The organism is Kangiella marina (assembly GCF_039541235.1).
Taxonomy (GTDB): domain Bacteria; phylum Pseudomonadota; class Gammaproteobacteria; order Enterobacterales; family Kangiellaceae; genus Kangiella; species Kangiella marina.
The window spans coordinates 1,689,646-1,708,372 of record NZ_BAABFV010000001.1; the positions used below are offsets into that span (position 1 = coordinate 1,689,646).

The 18,727-nt window shown below is 44.8% G+C and carries 20 protein-coding genes; 13 read left to right on the forward strand and 7 right to left on the reverse strand.

Features of this window, described 5'->3' with window-relative positions; all coding sequences use genetic code 11:
- Positions 1-74: 74 nt before the first annotated feature.
- From mltB to ABD943_RS07710, 9 genes are all read left to right on the forward strand, one after another.
- The gene (mltB, locus tag ABD943_RS07670; protein WP_345292598.1) at positions 75-1,103 is read left to right on the forward strand and encodes a lytic murein transglycosylase B; all 1,029 of its coding nucleotides are present in this window, start codon (positions 75-77) and stop codon (positions 1,101-1,103) included.
- 33 nt (positions 1,104-1,136) lie between these two features.
- Positions 1,137-2,024 carry a septal ring lytic transglycosylase RlpA family protein gene (locus tag ABD943_RS07675; RefSeq protein ID WP_345292599.1) on the forward strand — a complete coding sequence of 296 codons (888 nt, stop codon included), beginning with the start codon at positions 1,137-1,139 and terminating at the stop codon, positions 2,022-2,024.
- Positions 2,025-2,098: 74 nt separating this feature from the next.
- Positions 2,099-3,262, forward strand: a complete 1,164-nt coding sequence (locus ABD943_RS07680; protein ID WP_425559457.1) for a D-alanyl-D-alanine carboxypeptidase family protein — start codon at positions 2,099-2,101, stop codon at positions 3,260-3,262.
- A 63-nt stretch (positions 3,263-3,325) separates the two neighbouring features.
- The gene (locus tag ABD943_RS07685; RefSeq protein ID WP_345292600.1) at positions 3,326-4,210 is read left to right on the forward strand and encodes an aminotransferase class IV; all 885 of its coding nucleotides are present in this window, start codon (positions 3,326-3,328) and stop codon (positions 4,208-4,210) included.
- Between the two features lie 15 nt (positions 4,211-4,225).
- The gene (locus ABD943_RS07690; protein ID WP_345292601.1) at positions 4,226-4,492 is read left to right on the forward strand and encodes a YbeD family protein; all 267 of its coding nucleotides are present in this window, start codon (positions 4,226-4,228) and stop codon (positions 4,490-4,492) included.
- A 37-nt stretch (positions 4,493-4,529) separates the two neighbouring features.
- Positions 4,530-5,183 (forward strand): lipoyl(octanoyl) transferase LipB, encoded by a 654-nt coding sequence (gene lipB / locus ABD943_RS07695; RefSeq protein WP_345292602.1) that lies wholly within the window; start codon positions 4,530-4,532, stop codon positions 5,181-5,183.
- A 102-nt stretch (positions 5,184-5,285) separates the two neighbouring features.
- Entirely contained in the window at positions 5,286-6,206 is a 921-nt protein-coding gene (gene lipA / locus ABD943_RS07700; protein WP_345292697.1) for a lipoyl synthase, read from the forward strand.
- Positions 6,207-6,805: 599 nt separating this feature from the next.
- On the forward strand, positions 6,806-7,288 hold the full coding sequence (locus ABD943_RS07705) for an FKBP-type peptidyl-prolyl cis-trans isomerase (protein WP_345292603.1): 483 nt from the start codon (positions 6,806-6,808) through the stop codon (positions 7,286-7,288).
- A gap of 122 nt (positions 7,289-7,410) precedes the next feature.
- The gene (locus tag ABD943_RS07710; RefSeq protein WP_345292604.1) at positions 7,411-8,073 is read left to right on the forward strand and encodes a glutathione S-transferase family protein; all 663 of its coding nucleotides are present in this window, start codon (positions 7,411-7,413) and stop codon (positions 8,071-8,073) included.
- Positions 8,074-8,199: 126 nt separating this feature from the next.
- On the opposite strand, the gene ABD943_RS07715 is transcribed toward ABD943_RS07710, so the two are convergent.
- Positions 8,200-9,000, reverse strand: coding sequence for a M48 family metallopeptidase (locus tag ABD943_RS07715; protein WP_345292605.1), 801 nt, complete (start codon positions 8,998-9,000; stop codon positions 8,200-8,202).
- Positions 9,001-9,159: 159 nt separating this feature from the next.
- On the opposite strand from ABD943_RS07715, the gene ABD943_RS07720 reads away from it, so the two are divergent.
- Complete coding sequence (locus ABD943_RS07720) at positions 9,160-9,753, forward strand: ACT domain-containing protein (RefSeq protein ID WP_345292606.1); 594 nt, start codon at positions 9,160-9,162, stop codon at positions 9,751-9,753.
- 26 nt (positions 9,754-9,779) lie between these two features.
- Here the strand turns inward: ABD943_RS07720 and ABD943_RS07725 are convergent, their stop codons facing one another.
- Positions 9,780-10,226 carry a hypothetical protein gene (locus ABD943_RS07725; RefSeq protein WP_345292607.1) on the reverse strand — a complete coding sequence of 149 codons (447 nt, stop codon included), beginning with the start codon at positions 10,224-10,226 and terminating at the stop codon, positions 9,780-9,782.
- Between the two features lie 164 nt (positions 10,227-10,390).
- Between ABD943_RS07725 and ABD943_RS07730 the strand changes: the two genes are divergently transcribed.
- Together ABD943_RS07730 and ABD943_RS07735 are read left to right on the forward strand one after the other, a co-directional pair.
- Positions 10,391-11,167, forward strand: a complete 777-nt coding sequence (locus ABD943_RS07730; RefSeq protein ID WP_345292608.1) for a DedA family protein — start codon at positions 10,391-10,393, stop codon at positions 11,165-11,167.
- Positions 11,168-11,249: 82 nt separating this feature from the next.
- A complete protein-coding gene (locus ABD943_RS07735; protein WP_425559467.1) occupies positions 11,250-11,846 on the forward strand; it encodes a LysE family transporter in 597 nt (198 codons plus the stop codon).
- On the opposite strand, the gene ABD943_RS07740 is transcribed toward ABD943_RS07735, so the two are convergent.
- On the reverse strand, positions 11,839-13,248 hold the full coding sequence (locus ABD943_RS07740) for an ATP-binding protein (protein WP_345292610.1): 1,410 nt from the start codon (positions 13,246-13,248) through the stop codon (positions 11,839-11,841). The genes ABD943_RS07735 and ABD943_RS07740 overlap by 8 nt on opposite strands.
- On the reverse strand, positions 13,229-13,927 hold the full coding sequence (locus ABD943_RS07745) for a response regulator (RefSeq protein ID WP_345292611.1): 699 nt from the start codon (positions 13,925-13,927) through the stop codon (positions 13,229-13,231). The genes ABD943_RS07740 and ABD943_RS07745 overlap by 20 nt, the downstream gene beginning before the upstream one ends.
- A gap of 369 nt (positions 13,928-14,296) precedes the next feature.
- On the opposite strand from ABD943_RS07745, the gene ABD943_RS07750 reads away from it, so the two are divergent.
- Positions 14,297-15,181 carry a DUF1853 family protein gene (locus tag ABD943_RS07750; RefSeq protein WP_345292612.1) on the forward strand — a complete coding sequence of 295 codons (885 nt, stop codon included), beginning with the start codon at positions 14,297-14,299 and terminating at the stop codon, positions 15,179-15,181.
- 25 nt (positions 15,182-15,206) lie between these two features.
- Here ABD943_RS07750 and acs read toward each other — a convergent pair whose 3' ends face one another.
- The 3 genes from acs to panC all read right to left on the reverse strand — a co-directional run bounded on the left by acs (position 15,207) and on the right by panC (position 18,717).
- Positions 15,207-17,138: an acetate--CoA ligase gene (gene acs / locus ABD943_RS07755; protein ID WP_345292613.1), complete on the reverse strand. Its 1,932-nt coding sequence runs from the start codon at positions 17,136-17,138 to the stop codon at positions 15,207-15,209.
- Positions 17,139-17,227: 89 nt separating this feature from the next.
- Entirely contained in the window at positions 17,228-17,857 is a 630-nt protein-coding gene (locus ABD943_RS07760; RefSeq protein WP_345292614.1) for a hypothetical protein, read from the reverse strand.
- Positions 17,854-18,717 carry a pantoate--beta-alanine ligase gene (gene panC, locus ABD943_RS07765; RefSeq protein WP_345292615.1) on the reverse strand — a complete coding sequence of 288 codons (864 nt, stop codon included), beginning with the start codon at positions 18,715-18,717 and terminating at the stop codon, positions 17,854-17,856. The genes ABD943_RS07760 and panC overlap by 4 nt, the downstream gene beginning before the upstream one ends.
- Positions 18,718-18,727: the final 10 nt, after the last annotated feature.

Consider the following 18,727-nt stretch of genomic DNA (forward strand, 5'->3'; position numbering starts at 1 on the left):
CCAATTGTAATTGTGACTGGCATGATTTCAGTCTACATATTTGTTGTTTTGGCTCTGCATTGTAGGAGAACTTAATGAAAAAAATACTAGCGACAATGTTACTAGCTTCGGGTTTTGGAGTGTTTGGTACAGCAAATGCTGGCGAAGCACCGACTGAACCAAAAGCGTTTGCTCAGTATATGCAGGATGAACATGGTTTTACCGCAGACTATATTACGACGATGCTAGCGAAAGCAGAAAAGCGTCAAAGTATTTTGGATGCGATTAGTCGTCCCGCAGAGGGCAAAGATTGGCATGAGTATCGTCCCATCTTTATTGAGCAGAGCCGCATTAAACAAGGCGTGGCGTTTTTAGAAGAAAACAAAGCGCTACTTGAAAAAGCGGAAAAGGAATTTCAAGTGCCTGCGGAAATCATCACCGCAATTATCGGTGTTGAAACCAAGTATGGTCGAATCCAAGGCAGTTATCCGGTGCTGGATGCCATCAGCACGCTGGCTTTCCATTATCCTAAACGTGGTAAGTTCTTCGCCGGAGAGCTGGCGCAATATTTTGTCCTCGCTCGTGAGCAAGGCTGGACGTTAGAAGAGCCAAAAGGCTCTTATGCTGGCGCCATGGGCATGGGCCAGTTTATCCCGACTTCTTACCGTCATTACACGGTGGATTTTGATGGCGATGGCAAGATTAATTTATTCGATAATAAAGCCGATGCGATAGGCAGTGTCGCCAACTACTTTAAGGTTCATGGCTGGCGTTTAGGTGAGCCAGTGGCTGAATTTGTTGATGTCGATGAGTCGATGGCGAACCAGTTTAAAAACGATCAACTCAAGCCTCAATTTACCGTCGCAGCCCTAAAGCAGGCAGGGCTGGATTACACTGGACAGGCAAAGGATCAAGATATCGCCGGCATTTATCATTATAAACAGCCAAACCGTTATGATTATTGGCTGGGATTTCACAACTTTTACGTGATTACCCGTTATAATCGTAGCCCGATGTATGCGATGGCGGTTCATCAACTGAGCCAAGAGATAAAAGCTGAGTATGATGTCAAACAACAAAAAGCCGCTGCCGCCAAGCATGCGGCCAATAACAGCGAATCTTAATTCATTGAGAAAAAGCAGTTTGAGTACATAAGAATGGTTTTAAAACAAACAACACAATTCGTTAGCGCATTGATTTTGATAGGGTTTTTAAGTGCCTGTACCACCACAAGTGGTGTGCGCAGTGATGACGAGGCGCCCGAGTATGGTAGCGCCGCCGATCGAAAGATCCCCGACTATGCACCAGATGGTACCGCTAGTTCATTCCAAAATGGGCCGGTATCTGAGCCAACACCGCGGGTGGAAGAAAAAAGTCCTTTTGGGAATCCTCCGTATTATGAGGTTGACGGTGTGGTTTATCACGTTTTGGCCAGCGGTCATGGGTATCGAGAAGAAGGGACTGCCAGTTGGTACGGACAAAAGTTTCATGGCCGACGCACGTCTTCTGGTGAGGTTTATGACATGTACCAGTTCACGGCTGCGCATAAGACGTTGCCATTACCCAGTTACGCCAGGGTGACGAATATTGATACCGGGGATTCTGTTGTCGTTAAAATTAATGATCGCGGTCCTTTTCTTAAGAATCGCCTGATTGATCTCTCTTATGCTGCGGCAAAAAAATTGGGCTATGAAAACCGTGGCACTGCGCGAGTGGAAGTGACCGTTCTAGCATCTCCAGGTGGTCGACAGACAGCTGCAAACACCGGTGGTGAGCTGGAAATTCCACCGATGGAGCAACAGCACGATAACGCGGAGTTGTATGTTCAAGTGGGCGCATTTTCTGACGAGATGCGTGCGGATACTTTAGCTGCAAGGCTTCGTGAGTTTTTTCGCCAGCCCATCAGCTTAACGCCAATTGATGTTAATGGGCAGCGTTTGCATCGAGTGAGAATTGGTCCCTTAGAGGATGCGCGCGCGGCAGAAGCGATCTTGTCGCAATTAAAGCAATACAGCTTTGGTTCACCACGCGTGGTGACCGATTAGTTACCTATTTATTAGCGCAGCAGCGAGTAAACTGTTGCGATGATTTTAAATTCGATTAAGTAGATAGTATTAAAATGATGAAGCATAAATTTTTAAGTGTCATGATTATTGGTGTTGTGCTGTTCTTAGCCACGGCTTCTGTGCAGGCTATCCAGCCAGCAAAACCGAGTGTTGATGCAAGCTCATGGTTGTTAATGGATTATGAAACCGGTCAGATTATTTTGGAGCAAAATGCGGATGAGCAGTTGCCGCCAGCGAGCTTAACCAAAATGATGACCAGCTATATCATCGCCGATCAGTTACACCGAGGTAATATCAAAAGCGACGATAAAGTGCTTATCAGTGAGAATGCTTGGGCACAAAATCCGAAGCTAAAAGGCAGCTCGTTGATGTTTGTCGAAGTAAACAAATACGTTACGGTCGAAGACTTGCATCGTGGCATTGTGATTCAGTCGGGTAACGATGCCAGTATCGCCATGGCGGAGCATATTGCGGGCAGCGAAGAAGCTTTTGCGGATCTGATGAATCAGTACGCCAAGCGTTTAGGCATGAACAGCACCTTCTTCATGAATAGTACTGGTTTGCCTCATGAGCAGCATCAAACCACGGCTCGTGATCTAGCGAAGCTGGCTCGTGCGTTGATTAAAGATTTCCCGGAAGATTACAGCATGTATGCCGAGCGCGAATTCACCTATAACGGCATTACTCAACAAAACCGTAATGAATTGTTGGGTGATACCACATTAGGCGTTGATGGCATTAAAACAGGGCATACTGAAGCTGCGGGTTATTGTTTGGTGTCATCGGCTGAGAAACAAGGCATGCGCTTAATCTCTGTGGTCATGGGGACAGACAGCATGGGTGCGCGTGCTGGCGAAAGTCGCAAGCTACTGAATTATGGCTTCCGTTTTTACACCAATGTTGAAGCTTTTGCTGCTGGAAAAGCACTAAAGCAGGCGCAAGTGTGGAAAGGCGAAGAAGAGCAGGTTGGGGTTGGTCTAGCGCAAAGCGCCGTGCTAACGGTACTTAAAAGCGAAAAAGATCAGTTGAAAGCCAACTACAAGTTAAATGGCAAACTGATCGCACCGATAAAAAAAGGCCAAGTGGTCGGTGAGGTGTACTTTCACATGGGTGATACGGTTGTGAAACGTATGCCAATGGTGGCATTAGACGCTGTTGAAGAAGCAGGATTCTTTGGTCGTATGTGGGATTCGATGGCGCTTTGGTTTGAAGATTAGTGGTAAACATTACTCTTAATATTAGAACACTATAAGTGATAACCGATTGATATAAGATGGAAAATGTCAGTAGCCTATTTAAACGGTGAATTCCTCACCTTAGAACACGCCACAGTCCCGGTCCTTGATCGGGGCTTTTTGTTTGGTGATGGGGTCTATGAAGTGATACCAGTTTATGCCGGTAAAACATTCCGTTTTTCCAGTCATATCAGTCGGTTGCATAAGAGTTTGTCAGCTATTTTGATGAACTTCGAACTGCCAGAATCGGATTGGTTAGCGCTGTGCGAAGGGTTGATTGAGCGTAACGAGTTTGAGAATGCTTCGATATACCTGCAAGTGACTCGTGGCAGCTATATTGATCGCCATCATGACATCCCAACTCTTGGTGAGCCTACGGTTTTCGCCATGATTTCGCCGTTACCGCCTGTGCAAAAAGATTGGCAAGCTTCTGATATTAAAAGCTATTCAGTGATTACTGAGGACGATATTCGGTGGCAGCGTTGTGACATCAAAGCGATCACTTTGCTGGCAAACTGTATGCTCAAGCAAAAAGCGCTTGAATCTGGCGCTGATGACACCATATTAGTCCGCAACGGTGAGGCCAGTGAAGCCACCTCTAGCAACCTGTTTATCGTGCGCGACGGTGTTATTATTACGCCGCCATTAAGCGAACACCTACTGGCTGGGGTGACCCGAGAGTTTATCTTAACCTTGGCGCAGCGCCATGGCATACCGTTTGAAGAGCGGGCGATCCCGGAGCATGAATTAGAGTTGGCCGATGAGATTTGGCTGACCAGCTCAACCAAGGAAATCCGCCCAGTGATCAAAGTAAATGATGTTACAATAGGAGATGGCGTCGCAGGCCCTGTATGGCGTCAAATGTATCAATATTACCAAGAGTTGAAAGAGCAACTATACTTGGGTGAAATTAGTGGTGGAGCAGTTTAGTGGTGGAACAATATTATGACACAATATGATCGTGATAAAGTTTGGGAATTTCCTTGCGAAATATGCTTCAAAGTCATGGCTGTTCACCGTGAAGGCATTGATATGGAAGTGGCGGAAGTGGTTAATCGCCATGCGCCTAACGATTATTCGCCTTCTTCAAAATTAAGTCGCGACGGTAATTATGTGTCCTTGTCATTCATGGTAACGGTAGAGAACCGCGAGCAAGTAGATGCCATGTATAAAGACGTATTCACCGTTGATGGCGTTAAAATGACCCTGTAACAGGATAATTCATAGCCAATCGCTTGGCCCAAATTTTATGAGCAACGACAATACCATTATAATCCGCGAACTGGGGCATGAAAGTTATGTCCCCGTATGGAAGCGGATGCAGCGCTTTACCGATGAACGTGACGACGATACGACGGACGAAATTTGGTTAGTGGAGCATGATCCTGTATTTACCCAGGGTCAGGCTGGTAAACCCGAACATTTATTGTTTCCCGGCGATATTCCTGTGGTACAGGTGGATCGTGGCGGCCAAGTCACTTATCATGGCCCCGGCCAGCTGGTTGCTTACTTTATGATCGATTTGCGTCGAAAAAGTATGGGGCCCCGAGATCTGGTCTCAGCAATTGAAGATGCTGTTGTGGATACGATGGCGATGTATGGCATTGAAGCTTATCCGCGCCCAGACGCGCCAGGCGTATACACCGAGGAAGCGAAAATCTGTTCACTCGGATTACGAATCAGAAAGGGCAAGTCGTTTCATGGCTTGGCCTTGAATGTTAATATGGATCTTGAGCCATTTGCTCGGATCAACCCTTGTGGTTATCAAGGGATGGCGATGACGCACATCGCCGAGCGAGCTGGTCCCGAAACTCTGGAGCGAGTTCAGCCAGATTTAGTGGATCATTTATGCAGCAAATTAGGCTATAATAGCCGTCTTGAAATGAAGGGCCTACCTGAGTAATTGGGTAAGGTTTGAGTGCTTTTTATGTCAAAACCTGAGTCTGTTGCACAGGCTACTCCTCGTAAGAAAAAAGTTACGGGGAAAGTCGTACCGGGTCATAAAATGCGTGCTGAAGAGAAAATGGCGCGCATTCCAGTGAAAATTATGCCAACGGAAGAAATGCCGCGTAAACCGGATTGGATCCGCGTGCGCCTACCGAATGGCAATCAGATCACTAAAATTAAAGACATGTTGCGTGACAATAAGCTGCACACAGTGTGTGAAGAAGCTTCATGCCCGAATTTACCGGAGTGTTTCGGTCACGGTACTGCGACCTTCATGATTATGGGTGATATTTGTACACGTCGCTGCCCATTCTGCGATGTGGCGCATGGTCGTCCGTTAGCGCTTGATCCAGAAGAACCGCAGAACTTAGCCGATTCGGTTAAATCGATGGGGCTGAATTATGTGGTGATCACCTCGGTTGACCGTGATGACTTGCGTGATGGCGGTTCTGAGCATATCAGTGACTGCGTTCGAGTTGCCCGTGAACAAAATCCCGGCTTAAAGATTGAGGTTTTAGTGCCTGATTTCCGTGGTCGTATGGAAGTGGCGCTGGATAAGATGGAAGCGGGTTTGCCAGACGTCTTTAACCATAACCTAGAGACAGTGCCACGTTTATACAAACAGGCGCGTCCAGGTGCGGACTATCAATGGTCGCTGGATCTGCTGAAGCAATTTAAAGAGCGCTATCCTGGTATTCCAACTAAGTCAGGCTTAATGATTGGCTTAGGCGAGACCAACGAAGAAATTATTGAAGTGCTGAAAGATTTGCGTGCGCATGGTGTCGATATGTTAACCATGGGACAGTACTTGCAGCCAAGTAAATACCACCATCCGGTCATGCGTTTTATGCCGCCGAAAGAATTTGATGAGTTAGGTAAAATTGCCGAAGACTTAGGCTTTACGAACGTTGCGAGTGGGCCGATGGTGAGATCGTCGTATCATGCGGATCAGCAAGCAGCTGGTAAAAAAGTTAGCTAAAAGCGGCCTTTTTGCTCAATAACTGCGTTACTTGTGATAAAAACTGGGTTGTGTGTTTGATATACACGCCCTTGCTTTTTATCAAAAAGCCTTGTTCTTGAGTAAAAATATCAGCTTTTTTAGTTTTGTATGGAGATGGGCTTATTAAGTTCGGTCATGTATTTATATATACACTCCCTCACTTCTAAACCCAAAAGCCTTGCCGTAGAACAAAAATCTAACTTCTTGGTGTGCTGCAGTTGCGAAAATGCCGCGAAAAATTCGGGCTTTTGAGCTTTATGGTCCTTATAGTAAATATTTAGCTTCTGACCAAGTTGTCCGGGATAAACCCAAAGGGTTGTTCTGATTTGGTCCTTGATTGAAAATTGAATGTAAACATGGGGGTTGTAATTAACGTTACCACCCCCATGTTTATTTCTAGTGATAAACGAGTCAAAATTTGATTGCTCTGCTGAAGAGCTACTCTGCTTAAGAGTTTCCCTGTAGATCTCCCCCTTCATATTCTTTTATTTCCCAGAGTTTTGTATTTGACGAGAATTGTATTTCGTACCCAGCATGATGTCTGGGTAAAATTTTTATAGATAGAAAGTGAGTTGATTATGCAAATTGAAGAAAACAAAGTCGTATTGATTGAATACACAGTGAAAACAGAAGAGGGTGTATTGGTTGATACATCTGAGGGTAATGAGCCATTGGCCTATTTGCATGGTCATAAAAACATTATCCCTGGTTTGGAAAATGCACTCGTGGGTAAGGCTGTTGAAGATGAGCTTTCAGTTACAGTCAAGCCTGAAGAAGCTTATGGTGAGCGCCACGAGCAGTTAATCAAAGAAGTGCCTATGCAAGCATTCCAAGGCGTGGAAAAAGTTGAGCCAGGCATGCAGTTTAACGCTGAGTCGCCACAAGGCCCACAATTAATCACTGTAACAAAAGTTGACGGTGATACGGTAACTGTTGATGGTAACCATCCATTAGCCGGTGTTACGCTTAACTTTGACGTAAAAGTCGTTGAAGTTCGTGAGCCAAGTGAAGAAGAGTTATCACATGGTCACGTCCACGGCGCTGGTGGTCACGAACACTAAAACATGGAAAGGGCTTTCTTCGGAAAGCCTTTTTTTTGCATGCTTTAAAAGCAAAATGGATTGTTGCTTTTCGGACAAATCCGTTTTACATTAGCCTTAGATACTAACTTAAAGTTGTGGATATGACTTCTTTAGAACAACCAATATTAATAAGCTTTAAGCTATGCCCTTTTGTACAAAGAGCTGTCATTACCTTATTGCACAAGAAGATTGATTTCACCATCGAGTATATAAACCTGCAAAAAAAACCAGACTGGTTTTTAGAAATTTCTCCCCTTGGCAAAGTGCCATTGCTGCGTGTCAAAGACCGCGTACTGTTTGAGTCGGCGGTGATCAATGAGTATCTTGATGAAACTCATGGTGAGCCAATGTTACCCAAAGATCCATTGGAGAAAGCAGAGCATCGTGCTTGGATTGAATTTAGCAGTAGCTTATTTAACGCCCAGCACCAATTGACTCAAGCTCGACGTGAAGAAACTTATCTTAAGATTGAAGAAGACCTGACAAAGAAATTAGCACCTTTAGAACGTAAGATTGGTAATGAAGGGTTCTTCGAAGGAAAGTCTTTTAGTCTTGTTGACAGTGCTTTTGCACCCTTTCTGATGCGCTCACAGATCGTTGCTGACAATATTGGCATCGACCCAGTGAGTGACTACAAGAAGATTGTGAAGTGGCGTGAAAATTTACTATCACTTCCCGAAGTGAAAAAGTCGGTAGTGAAAGATTTTGAAGATTTGTATATGGAAGGTATTTTCGAGCGCGGTGGCTATTTAGCCGATCAGTAAGCGTTCTCGCTAAGAGTAAACGGCTCACTACTGAGAATACCGTTGGAAAGCAAAGCTTAAGATAAAGAAAAAGCGGACATTCAGTCCGCTTTTTTTATGCCCTTCAAAAAAATAGCTGAGATCTAGCTACAGGTGGCAGTTTGGTCGCTTACCTTGAGCTTTGGCTTGCTGGTAAAGTTTCAAAGCTTGGTCCATCTGCGCTTGTAAATCTCGAATACGGGTATCCGTGGCTGGGTGCGTCGATAAAAACTCGGGAGTACCGCCGCCACCTTGTTTGGCCATATTCTTCCACAGTGCAACGCTTTCTCTGGGATCGAACCCAGCTCTGGCCATTAATGTTAAGCCAATTTCATCAGCTTCGCTCTCATGAGTGCGGCTAAACTTTAAGGCTCCGACTTGCGTGCCGACACCCAGCAGGCCGAGAAGTTGCTGTTTTTCAGCGGTTGGTTCACCCGACAATATGGCCGCGAGTTGAAGTCCAGCTGTGCCAATGTATTGGTGTGATACCCGCTCATTACCGTGTCTTGCCCAAACATGGCCCATTTCGTGCCCAAGCACCGCCGCCAGTTGGCTAGCATTACCGGCAACGTTGAACATACCGGTATGAACACCAATTTTGCCACCCGGTAACGCAAAAGCATTGGCGCTATCGTCGATGAAAACCTTGGTTTCCCAACGTGTCGAGTTCATATCAGGAGCCACTGTATTGAGTTCAGGAACAAGGGCATTGACCACGCAAGTCACATAACGATTTTGGTTCCTGTCGCTAGAGACCTTTTCGCTTTGCTGCATAGAAGTAAAGGCTGCAGAGCCCATTTGCGACATTTGTGATTCTGGGAACAGCGTCACCTGATTACGCCCTGTTGGCGACGTTGCGCACGCGGTGACTAAGGCGATAGATGCTAAGGTAAACAATATTTTTCTCATGGTGCGACTCCATTGCTTAGAATAATCAATATCTTAGAAGCAGAATCATTGGATAGCAATAATGAACTGTTACATTTAACAAAGCTTTGTAATTTGCATCACAACTAAAACTGTAGTACTTTTTTAATGTGCTGGTGGAATCTATGGAGTGAATACAGTATGCGCAATAAAACTGAACGTAGTGATAGTGTGCGGTATTCAGAGATGGACGACATGGAAGTGATTGTTTCTGTGACTGGAAGTGATAATGATTTAATTATTGTCACACTCTCTGAAATTATTAATCGTTTTAACGGGAATCTACAGGCTTCACGTTTTAATCGAATCGATAAAACATTTAATGGGTTATTTTATATTTCCCTTAATATGGCCTACTTTGGGCGCTTCCGCGCTTGCCTTGAAAGTTTAAACTCTGACAAACTTCAATTCGAATTTTCTCCTGCCAATTCGTCGAGTAATTCATTTACAGACGATAAAACTCGCTTTGAAATTGAGTTGTATGGTTTGAAAGAAAAAGCCGTTGACGTTGAGTTACTTCGAGCATTAGCTCAAAATCAGCTAGTAGTTGATGAGTTGTCTCGCAAGAGTTATATCTGCAACGAAGGGAAAAAGGCTTACAAGGTTAGATTTCAGGTTTCAACGGAGTATGTTTTTGATATTGATGAACTTGAGAAAGAGTTACAGTTTTTAGCTGAAAAACTAGACTTGCACTTAGTGGTCAATTTCGATGACGAATTGCAGGAAGCTATTTAGTTAGTTCCCTGCATTAAATTCTTTATTTATTCTTCGGTTTCTTCGCCGTCGATGACGAAGCCGATGCGTCTTTCTGGCTCTTCTTCTGGTACCTTTTGGACATAACATAACAACTCAACGTTGTTTTGGTGAGAAAGCACCATGCATGGGTTTCCCCCTGCCGTCCCTTCAATGCGTATACCGTGGAACGATTCTTGGACTAAGCGCGAGACTTGAACTTGAAGCCCGCCGTTTAGCATAGCCACAATCGTAGGCTCAGCGTCTTTTGGCATGTGTTTACGCCATCTTTTTATGGTTCTAGCTAAGCTGCGGATCAACTCGCCCGATGAACGATAATCGTTAATTTTCTGATGCTCAGTGTAAATATCCTCTAAATCGGTTTGCGGCGGCTTCACATCAGGGTGAACATTATGGAAAATCTCAATATCCTGCGGCTGTCGCTGTTGAATAATTGTTTTGTACTCATCGTTCATGGAATTATAGTTCCTACTCGGCAGACAATAGATAGGCAAACGATAAACGAGCCTTAATCAATTAGCAAGCTTGGCACATCGATCGGACGATCCTTCCTTAAGATAAACATCGGCTTACAAAAATAGATCGACTTTTGGCTTAACTTTATTCATCATTAGCTCCCATGGAAGAGATTGTAAATAACATCATCGACTGGATCCGCGCTAATCCGCATTGGGCAGGAATTGCAGTCTTCATGATCGCCTTTTTAGAGTCACTCGCAATCGTTGGTCTGGCGATGCCTGGCTGGTTGTTACTGGTTGGAGTTGGCAGCCTGATCGGTGCGGGCACTTTAGGCTTTTGGCCGATTGCATTCTTTTGTTTTGCCGGTGCAACGCTCGGTCAGGCGGTATCCTATCTGGTTGGTGTCGCATTTAAGGACCGAGTGCATCACTGGCCCTGGGTGGAGCGTCATCAGAACTTGCTTCACCGCTCAGAGACATTTTTCAGAAAGCATGGCTTTGCTGGGATATTAATTGGTCAGTTCATAGGACCTATTCGAGCTGTCATCTCGCTGATAGCGGGTATTTTAGACATGCCTGCGAAAAAATTCTTAACAGCTGTCGTTATCGCGACTTTGATTTGGGCGCCGGTATACCTGATGCCAGGTGTTGTCCTTGGTGCCGCTTTGACGTTCCAAAAGCAGGAAGTCGTCATATTAATAGCATGCCTGGTGGCGATGGCGGTGTGTTTATGGTTGCTGGGTGGTTACCTTCGACAGTGGCTTGTCTATAATCAATCGAAAAAGGGTAGCGAAATAGTACATCTCAGCAACCACTTTTCATTGAAGGCAGCTTCCTGTGCGGTTATTTTTCTAGCTGTGGTTAGCTTTTTGGCGCTAAGTTCGTATGGTGCACTAATGATCGAATTATCAAAGAAAATACTCGAAGTTATAGGGTAAGAGTTTGCAGGATCTACTACAAAACATTGCGGAATACTGGCAACAGTTTTTATTGATAGCATCGGCGCATTTATTGGCTGTGATGAGTCCTGGCCCTGACTTTGCTATTGTTATGCGACAGTCGCTGGTATTTGGTAAGCGTTTTGCGATCATAACCAGTCTTGGTATTGGCTTGGCAATCTTTGTTCATGTTGCTTATGCTGTGCTCGGGGTTGGACTTTTGATTCAAAGTACTGACTGGCTATTTAAACTGATTCAGCTAGCTGGTGCTGCGTACTTAATTTACATCGGTTATGGCGCTATCCAGTCACAAGCGAGTAACTCTAGCGCCAGCAAAGTGGGGCAGTCTGAGCCTCTAGTGAGCACGAAAAAATTAATGACTGATGGTAAAGCGTTCCGCTTAGGCTTTATCACAAACGTGTTAAACCCGAAAGCAACACTCTTTTTCTTGTCTCTATTCACAACGCTTGTTGATGCGACAACGCCATTGGCCGTACAAAGTTTTTATGGCGTGTGGATGGCAGTCATAACGGCGCTATGGTTTGTATTCTTGTCTTATATTCTAGCCAGCAATAAGGTCCGTGGGTTCTTTAGTCAGTTTGGTCACTGGATTGATAGAGTGCTTGGTGGATTCTTAGTGGCTTTAGCGCTATTTCTTCTGTGGAGTATCTTTAACTAGACTTAACGTTCTTGCGTAAAGTCATGGTTACGACCAATCCGCCGTCCGCGACATTGTCTGCTTGAATGGTTCCACCATTAACTTCGACTCCGCGCTTAGCAATAGTTAGTCCAAGCCCTGTGCCGCCAGAGCTGCGTTCACGCGCTTCGGTTGGTCTGTAGAAGGGCTCAAAGATTTTGTCGAGATGAGCCTCATCAATACCATGACCTTGATCGCTAATAACAATGCTAAATTTCGGGCCAAGGTCTTTAACGATGACCGAGACTTGAGTGTTATCCGGCGTGTGTCTGATGGCATTTCGAATAACATTTTCCACAGAGCGAGCTAGCAGGTTGTAGTAACCTCTAAAGCTAATGATCGGACTGTCGTGCAGTACCACCTCTTTGTTATTGGCTGAGGCTTCAAATTGAGCGTCACTGATAATGACGTCTAATAAATCGTTAATCACAAAAGTATCAACTTGCTGATGTTGTTGTCCACGCTCTAGCGCTGCCACTTGTAGTAATTCACCAATGAGCTCATCCAACCGTTCAACTTCGACTTCAATGCGCTCAATGTGGTTAGAACACTCTTTTTGACTATGCTTCTGCGCCAAGCTGGCTGCAATTTGCATTCGCGTAAGCGGTGAGCGTAGCTCGTGTGAAACGTCACTTAATAGCCGCTTTTGGGACATAATGATACGGTTGATGCGGTCTGCCATTAAGTCAAAATCTTCCGCCAGATCGTGGAATTCATCGGAGCGCTTGCCAATGAAATCTTTTGCTCGAGCTTGCAAGTCTCCTTTAGCAATGGCTTTTGTCGCTTTTTGCAGCTGGTGGATTGGGCGCGTCAAATACCAAGCTAAGGCAAAACAGACGAAAAAGCTAATCCCTAAAACGGCGAGAATTTGCCAGATGCTGATCGAATGAAAAAACTCCGTGACCAAGGTGCTAAAGTGTTGCTGGCTTTTTTGTTTGATGAACAACAAATAATATTGGCCGCGACTGAAAACAATCTCTGGGCCAGAGTAAGAATAGTTGTTGATGGTGACGGTAGCGGGGCGGTTACGTTGTTTATAGTAGGCACTGAGCTGATAAATGACTTCAGGGACTTCTTTATCGGAAATTTCATAACCTTGGTTATTGATAATAAAAGTGTTGGCCAGTTCTTTGTTGGTACCGCTGGGTTGGATCGGAAGCCCGTTTTGGTACTCCTCGATCACATGTTTTAACTGAATGGTAATGGCGGTTTGGCGAAGGAGTTCAGATTCTTTGGCTTCAATCGGCACCAGTCTGGTATCTTGTGACGTCAGACTATAAAGAAAAATCACACTGATAAGGGTGAGCAGGGTTGCCAACCAAAACCATAAAAAGATTTTCCAAAAAAGATTGGGTTTAAGAAGCTTACGTATCGTGTGTAACATATTGATAGCCGACACCACGGACGGTTTTAATGCGTTCTTCGCCTTTAATGTCTGTGCCTAACTTTCGACGCAGGTTACTGATGTGCATATCAATACTTCGGTCGTAAGCTTCCAACGAGCGGCCTAAACATTTTTCAGACAGATCATCCCGCTTAACGAGCTCACCTGCTTGATTGGTCAATAAGTACAGAATATCGAATTCGGTGGCAGTTAATTTTACTGCTTCATTATTCACCAATGCTTCGCGCGAGCCAGGGTTGATGTATAGATCGTCAATATGAATGGAGCGAAGTTTTTTCTTTTTGCGGCTGTAGTCTGTTTCAGTACGACGTAAAATGGATCGAATGCGAGCGGTTAATTCTCTTGGATTGCATGGTTTACCAATATAATCATCAGCGCCCAATTCAAGACCAACGATGCGATCAATTTCATCGCCTCGTGCGGTCAACATAAGAATAGGAATTTGTGATTCTTTTCTAACTTCCTTTAGGACATCAAAGCCATTAAGATTAGGTAGCATGACGTCAAGTACCATCAGATCGAAGGTATCGTTTAAAATCAGCTTTGCCGCAGACTCCCCGTCGTGGGCTAGAGTGATATCGAAGCCCTCTTGCGACAGATACTCCTGTAGCAATTGACAAAGTTCGGTGTCGTCATCGGCAATTAATAATTTGACCATATCCTTCCTATTGTAATGACCGGACTATTGAATTGATGTGAAACAATTAGTTATTTGAATATTACCACGAGGTCATGGCGACAAATGTAAAGAATGGTCAGTAGCCTTTACATATCTTTTCTTAGTTTTTACTTATACCCACAATATTCTAACACTATTTTCAGGTATAGTTTTAAGTAAGCGCTGGTAATCAGTAACTACCCCTTAGTGATTCTAGCCTTTGTATGAATTCTCTCCTTGAACAGACTACCCCTGTGAAATTCATACCTCTAGTGAGCAGGGCCAGTTATGATGCTGGCCCTGTTTTTTTATGGGCTGCTGCAAACTCCAACTTTTCTGCTATGATGGCCATACCTGAAGGATGCTTTCTTGAATGAGTCAATGAATCGCTATAACAATGATTTAGATTGGATGCTACATTCGCCAGAGCTACTGGCCTTAACCCACCACATGAGTACGGATGAGTTGATGAGCCGTATGCGGGTTTCTGACGACTTTATTTATGAAGATACGCACCGTCTGGGGGTTTATTTTGAACAGTTATGGCAGCATTTAACGCGTCATTGCGACAGCTTAGAAGTGATTCATCACAACCTTCAAGTGATCATTAATAAGCACACTTTTGGCGAGTTTGACTCTTTACTGCACGACAAGGTACTCAACAGTAATCTGCATTGTGAGCTGGCTGTTAAGTTTTATTTGCAAATTGGAACTGGTGATCAATTGAGTCACTGGGTTGGGCCTAACTTGCGAGACCGTTTCGATCACAAACATCAGCGTTTATTCGAGCATCAGCTGGCTCTATCCAAAGACGCGACCATAAAGCAGTGGCTAAGAGATCAAGAAATCACGGTCGATAGCGTCAAGGTGTTGACCCGTGGTCGCTTATTTTATCCATTGGATAGTTTCATGCAGGAAGATTTTAAATTTCCGCGTGAGATCAACCCCGAACACCTCAAAGGTTTTTGGACGACCTGGGAAGAGTTTGCTCACTTACAACTCAGTTCGAGTATCGACTGGTTTCTATTACCTAAGAAATACTGGCTTGCGGCTGTTAATGAAGAAGAGGCTGCTGAGTTGACTCCTTTGGATGAGAAAGCGATTTTAGTGCATGGCCATAACGAGCGTTACGAGTTTCAGCGCGTCCAACAAGTGGTTGGTGTGCGCCAAGGAGAAGAAATTATGCGCGGCTTTGTCGTGACTACCGATTGGTTAAAGAAAGCTAAAGCCCGAGTGCTACGAGCGTCAGACTAAAGCTTTCTCTATCATAGGGAGAGCGTTATAGCTTTTCTTTGATCAGTTTTTCGACCACTGCAGGCTCTGCTAAGGTCGATGTGTCGCCAATGTTTTCGATATCGTCTTCAGCAATTTTCCGTAAAATTCGACGCATGATCTTGCCAGAGCGTGTTTTTGGCAAATCATCAGCGAACTGCAACTTATCTGGTTTGGCGATGGGGCCGATTTCTTTAGCGACATGAGCAATCAGTTCTTTTTGGAGTTCGTCAGACGCTGTTCTGCCTTTCATCAGGTTGACGTAAACGTAGATACCTTGCCCTTTAATATCATGCGGGTAACCGACGACCGCTGCTTCTGCAACATCAGGATGAAGCACTAAAGCGCTTTCTATTTCGGCAGTGCCCATTCGGTGCCCGGAAACATTAAGTACGTCATCCATGCGCCCAGTAATCCAGTAAAAACCATCACCATCACGTTGCGCGCCATCTCCAGAGAAATAGTATCCTGGGAACTGTGAAAAATAGGTGTCATAAAAGCGCTGATGATCACCCCACACCGAGCGCATTTGTCCCGGCCACGAATGTTTCATAACCAAACTGCCACTAGCCGCACCGTCTTGCTCGTTGGCGTCGGTATCGAGTAATGCTGGCTGGATTCCGAAGAATGGTCGCGTCGCTGAGCCTGGTTTGAGCGCTGTTGCGCCGGGTAATGGCGAAATCATGATTCCGCCGGTTTCCGTTTGCCACCAGGTATCTACGATTGGGCAGCGTTTTTCGCCAACAACATTGTAGTACCATTCCCAAGCTTCTGGGTTAATCGGCTCACCAACCGTACCCAGAATGCGCAACGATTGACGTGAAGTTTTAGTCACTGCCTCGTCACCGCCCGCCATCAATGCACGAATTGCGGTTGGTGCGGTGTAGAAAATACTGACTTTATGTTTATCAACAATGTCCCAAAAACGCGAAGCATTAGGGTAGTTGGGCACGCCTTCAAACATTACAGTGGTGGCGCCATTGGCTAATGGGCCATAAAAAATATAAGAGTGGCCGGTGATCCAGCCTGCATCGGCAGTACACCAATAAATATCACCATCATGGTAATCAAAAATGTATTGATGGGTCATGGCGGTGTAAAGCAGGTAGCCCCCCGTGGTGTGCATCACACCTTTGGGCTGGCCGGTAGAGCCTGAGGTATAAAGAATAAACAGCGGATCTTCAGCGTCCATCACTTCCGGTGAGCACTCTGTTTCCATATCCTTTTTGAATTCGTTGTAATCGACGTCACGCTCATTATCCCACGCGGTTTCATTGCCCTGACTTTTAACCACCATTACCGTGTGAACATTCGGGCAACCGGCCAGTGCCTCGTCGGCATTGGCTTTGAGAGGCACTTGCTTGCCCCCTCTAACGCCAGCATCAGCCGTGACCAGTACCTGACAGTCGCTATCGAGTATTCGGCTTTTTAGGGCTTCCGGCGAAAAACCACCGAAGACAACTGAATGGATCGCACCAATTCTGGCGCAAGCTAACATGGCATAACCCACCTCAGGAATCATCGGCATGTAAATGCAGACCCGGTCGCCTTTTTTGACGCCGCGAGCTTTTAGAGCGTTTGCAAAACGGCACACCTCATCGTGCAGTTCTTGGAAGCTTATGTAGCGTTGTTGGTTCGGCTCGTCCCCTTCCCAAATAATGGCCGTGTGATCAGCTTTATCCTTGAGGTGGCGGTCAATGCAATTATAAGACGCATTTAATTTGCCACCTTCGAACCAGTTAATGTCAGCTTTATGATAATCGACACGACTCACGGTATCCCATGGCTCAAACCAGTCAATAAACTGATGTGCCATGCGTGACCAAAATTTATCAGGATCTTGAACCGACTGTTGATACATGCGGTGATAAGTATCCTCATCAACATGGGGGGGATGCTGAGGATTTTTGATAATGGGATAGGTTTTCGCCTCTGACATTGCTGACTCCTTCGGACCAATCTTTTTTATACTTTTGGCGTAAATCAAAGTCTCAGCATAAACCAAATTAGGAGAGATTGAAATTGTAACTATCGGTTGTATTCGTTAGGGTCCCATGCTTTTATTGGATAGCCTTTAGTGCATAACCTTTCGTTTAAAAGCTTGTATTTTGTTGAGTAATACACTTGAATCGCGTTGTTGTTGCTAATTGAATGAAGCTCATCGCAGTAGTTACGCAGTTTTTTTAGCTCTCTACATAGTTTTACGGCAGTAATAATTAGCTTAATGGTTTTATCTTTTAAAAGCTCTTGAAGCTTAAGTTCTTGTTCATTGGCAAAGCTATCAAGCTTAGAATAGTCAGGTATTATATACTGCCATGCTGGTAATGGATCAGAGATTAAAACTTCAGAAAGGTTGGACTCATCACCATTGATTGTAATTTGTATGTTGTTCAAAATAATTTGAATATCAGAGTCTATTTTTTCTAGTGACTGTATTAGCGAAGATTGGCTGATTTGATTTTTTAAGTTTTGTAATTGTGTATTAGTTTGATTATTCGATGCTCTTATTTGCCAAATAGCAAGCAGTATGGCTATGGGTGATAAGACACCAGCGGCATAAGAGTTATAAGTAGATAGAAAGCTTAGTTCAATAAAGAAAGGTAGACAAAGCAAAGCTAATATTATTAGTACTACGATAATTATTGATTTAAGATTCATAATTGGACTGTTAAGTTGTCGATGAGGCGAACCTTGCCTAAAAACGCTGCCGCTAAGATCACCAGATCGGTATCGCTGGTTTCTGCGACTTTGAGGCTGTCAGCTTGGCTGATGTTGAAGTAGTCAACACGAAAGCCTTGGTCGGTTAATTGCTGCGCGGCGTTTTGTTCGACTAAGTCAAAGCTTAAAGCGTGCTCTTCCAGTTGTTTTTTGGCCCATTGCAAAGTGCGGTAAATGGCGGCGGCTTGATCCTTTTCTTCTTGAGATAAGTAACCATTGCGCGAGCTCATGGCCAGGCCGTTATCTTCGCGCAAAATAGGTGCACCGATGATCTCTACGGGAATGTTTAGATCTTTCACCATGCGGCGAATAATCGCTAGCTGTTGGAAGTCCTTTTGACCAAAGACTGCAACGTCGGGGCGTACCATATTGAACAGTTTACTGACGATAGTGGTGACGCCGTCAAAGTGGCCGGGTCTGGATGCGCCGCAATGATTTTTGCCAAGCTCATCGACGTGAACTCGGGTTAGATTGGGTCGCGCTTTGTTTTGTGCAAAGCCGGGATAAACCTCTTCGACGTTCGGCGCGAAAACGATGTCGGCTTGTTGGCTTTTTAATTGCTCGCAGTCGTTGTCAAAAGTTCTCGGGTAGGAGTCAAAATCTTCATTAGGCCCAAACTGGGTGGGATTGACGAAAATACTGACCACGATCACGTCGGATAGCGTTTTGGCTTTTTCGACCAGACTCAAGTGCCCTTGATGGAGATTGCCCATAGTCGGGACGAAACCAATGCGATTCCCGCTTTTGCGGTGTGCTATAAGCGCCTTTTGTAGCTCGTCAATGGTGTTAACGATAATCATGATAGGAGAT

Excerpts from the sequence above, each read along its gene's own strand:
- ABD943_RS07675 (WP_345292599.1), top strand. The coding sequence starts at position 1,137 with ATGGTTTTAAAACAAACAACACAATTCGTTAGCGCATTGATTTTGATA.
- ABD943_RS07705 (WP_345292603.1), top strand. The coding sequence starts at position 6,806 with ATGCAAATTGAAGAAAACAAAGTCGTATTGATTGAATACACAGTGAAA.
- acs (WP_345292613.1), bottom strand. The coding sequence starts at position 17,138 with ATGTCAGAGGCGAAAACCTATCCCATTATCAAAAATCCTCAGCATCCC.
- ABD943_RS07725 (WP_345292607.1), bottom strand. The coding sequence starts at position 10,226 with ATGAACGATGAGTACAAAACAATTATTCAACAGCGACAGCCGCAGGAT.
- ABD943_RS07730 (WP_345292608.1), top strand. The coding sequence starts at position 10,391 with ATGGAAGAGATTGTAAATAACATCATCGACTGGATCCGCGCTAATCCG.
- panC (WP_345292615.1), bottom strand. The coding sequence starts at position 18,717 with ATGATTATCGTTAACACCATTGACGAGCTACAAAAGGCGCTTATAGCA.
- ABD943_RS07735 (WP_425559467.1), top strand. The coding sequence starts at position 11,250 with ATGAGTCCTGGCCCTGACTTTGCTATTGTTATGCGACAGTCGCTGGTA.
- ABD943_RS07680 (WP_425559457.1), top strand. The coding sequence starts at position 2,099 with ATGATGAAGCATAAATTTTTAAGTGTCATGATTATTGGTGTTGTGCTG.
- ABD943_RS07710 (WP_345292604.1), top strand. The coding sequence starts at position 7,411 with ATGACTTCTTTAGAACAACCAATATTAATAAGCTTTAAGCTATGCCCT.
- lipA (WP_345292697.1), top strand. The coding sequence starts at position 5,286 with ATGCGTGCTGAAGAGAAAATGGCGCGCATTCCAGTGAAAATTATGCCA.
- ABD943_RS07760 (WP_345292614.1), bottom strand. The coding sequence starts at position 17,857 with ATGAATCTTAAATCAATAATTATCGTAGTACTAATAATATTAGCTTTG.
- ABD943_RS07690 (WP_345292601.1), top strand. The coding sequence starts at position 4,226 with ATGACACAATATGATCGTGATAAAGTTTGGGAATTTCCTTGCGAAATA.
- ABD943_RS07740 (WP_345292610.1), bottom strand. The coding sequence starts at position 13,248 with ATGTTACACACGATACGTAAGCTTCTTAAACCCAATCTTTTTTGGAAA.
- ABD943_RS07745 (WP_345292611.1), bottom strand. The coding sequence starts at position 13,927 with ATGGTCAAATTATTAATTGCCGATGACGACACCGAACTTTGTCAATTG.
- mltB (WP_345292598.1), top strand. The coding sequence starts at position 75 with ATGAAAAAAATACTAGCGACAATGTTACTAGCTTCGGGTTTTGGAGTG.
- ABD943_RS07685 (WP_345292600.1), top strand. The coding sequence starts at position 3,326 with ATGTCAGTAGCCTATTTAAACGGTGAATTCCTCACCTTAGAACACGCC.
- lipB (WP_345292602.1), top strand. The coding sequence starts at position 4,530 with ATGAGCAACGACAATACCATTATAATCCGCGAACTGGGGCATGAAAGT.
- ABD943_RS07720 (WP_345292606.1), top strand. The coding sequence starts at position 9,160 with ATGCGCAATAAAACTGAACGTAGTGATAGTGTGCGGTATTCAGAGATG.
- ABD943_RS07715 (WP_345292605.1), bottom strand. The coding sequence starts at position 9,000 with ATGAGAAAAATATTGTTTACCTTAGCATCTATCGCCTTAGTCACCGCG.